Genomic DNA, 2158 nt, shown 5'->3' with positions numbered 1-2158 from the left:
AACTCAGCTAGATGCTTTACCTTGCGACCGGTCTCTTGCTCAATCTGCTCTCGACAACTAAAGCCATTGGTCAGAATGATAGTTTCTAGATCAGTAGCTCGAATAGCGGGCAGCAATACCAGCTCACCTACTGCTTTGGATATTTCAACATGCTCTGGATTGAATCCAAATGAACCTGCCATGCCACAGCAACCGCTATCAATGTAATTAGCCTTGGCACCCAAAGCAGCCAATAGAGCTACATCGCCTTTGGTACCAAATAAAGACTTCTGATGGCAATGTGAGTGAACCAAGATGTTACAGTCTAAGGGTGGTGGCGTGTAGCCCTGCTCGTGCAGAAAATCTCCCAGCAGGTAGGTGCTCGATGCCAAGAGTTTCGCCCTTGGATCGTTCGGGAAGAACTTTAATAGCTCATCCTTAAATACCGACATACAGCCTGGCTCAAGACCTACCACTGCAATCGGCGCACTTGGATTGGATTGAATTTCACTGCCGATCGCATCCAAAATCTTCTCGAGCTTTTGCTTAGCGAGATCTAGATAACCAAAGTCGTACAAAGGTCGGCCGCAGCATAGAGGCGTCTTTGGTAGTGTTGCCTCAAAGCCCGCATGTGCCAGCACCTCAACCGCAGCATTTGCAACCTCAGGATGAAAGTGCTCGCAGAAAGTATCCACCCAGAGAATGACTTTCTTCTGTCCCACACCTGCATGCTTTGTTGACTTGAATTGCTTTCTGAAAGATTGGTTTGCAAACTTCGGCAGGCTACGCTCTTGCGCTACGCCACCAAGCCACTTAGCAATACTAGAAAGTAGTGGCGTTTGCATAACACCATTCATCAACCAGGAGAACTTGCTGGCTAGGGGCGCCCAATCACCAATACGACCCATGGTTAAAGCCTGACGAGGCCTGCTATTGGTCTCGTGATAATGGGATAAGAACTCGGCTTTGTATGAAGCCATATCGACGTGTGCTGGGCAATCGCTCTTGCAACCCTTGCATGAGAGGCAAGTGTCCAGAGCTTCTTTGAGCTCTTCACTCTTCCAGCCATCCTTAATTACTTCACCCTGGAGCATTTCCCAGAATAGGCGTGAGCGTCCACGAGTAGAAAAGCGTTCTTCCTTAGTGGCGCGGTAGCTTGGACACATCGTGCCGATTTTTTCGCTACGGCATTTACCCATACCAACACAACGCTCAACTGCTCTCTGGAATCCATTGCCTTCTTGGCTCAAGAAATTTAAACGTGTTTTGATATTGACCACTTTGTACTCTGGGCCCATGCGCAGGTTTTCATCTACGCGATAGGGATGAACCACTTTTCCTGGATTAAGTTTGTTTTGCGGGTCCCAGATGCGTTTGAACTCATGCATTGCGCCCATTAATTCTTCGCCAAACATGATGGGGAGAAATTCTGCCCTAGCTTGGCCATCACCATGCTCACCAGTGAGTGAGCCACCAAACTCCACAACTAAGGTTGCCGCATCCCGAATGAACGATCTAAATTTAGCAACGCCTTCTGCAGAGCGTAAGTTAAAAGTAATGCGCGCATGAATACATCCGTCGCCAAAGTGACCATAGAGCGAAGTCTGATATTCATAAGAATCTACTAGTTTCTGGAAAGCGCGAAGGTACTCACCCAAACGCGCTGGATCAACTGCGGCATCTTCCCAGCCAACAACTGGGTCAGGCGAGTTCGGGTCGATCGATAAGTGAGTAGCTGAGGCACCATTTTCCCGAATTGACCAAATACGTTTCTGCACTAGTGGGTCAGGCTCTAACCATGTAGATGGCTTTGGACCCTTCGTTCTTGTCTTGAAATATTCTTCCGCCTTTTGAGCCTGAGCAATAGCACCTTCGATAGTGTCATCTCCGAACTCTACAACTACCCAAGCGTTGCCAGGGGGAAGCAAATCAATCTCCGCTTTAGCTAAATTGCGCTCTTGTAAGCCACGAATAATTTTGTAATCTAATCCTTCAATCGCAATAGGATTGAAGGATTGGTATTCAGGTACGGCATCACCTGCCACATAAATATCATCAAAACCCAAAACGAGAACTACCCGTTTTGCTGGGCTCTTTACCAAGCGCACTTTTGCGGCTAGAGTCAGTGCGCAAGTCCCCTCCGTACCAACCAAGGCACGTGCGACGTTAAACCCATTCT

At 48.1% G+C, this 2158-nt stretch carries 1 protein-coding gene; it reads right to left on the bottom strand.

Annotated elements, in window-relative coordinates:
• On the bottom strand, window positions 1-2158 hold a 2158-nt coding region (locus B7X71_RS15665), incomplete at both ends, for an FAD-linked oxidase C-terminal domain-containing protein (protein ID WP_293601405.1).

It is taken from the genome of Polynucleobacter sp. 39-46-10 (assembly GCF_002282275.1).
Note: the sequence above shows the minus strand (reverse complement) of the source record. Positions and strands in the feature narration are given on the sequence as shown.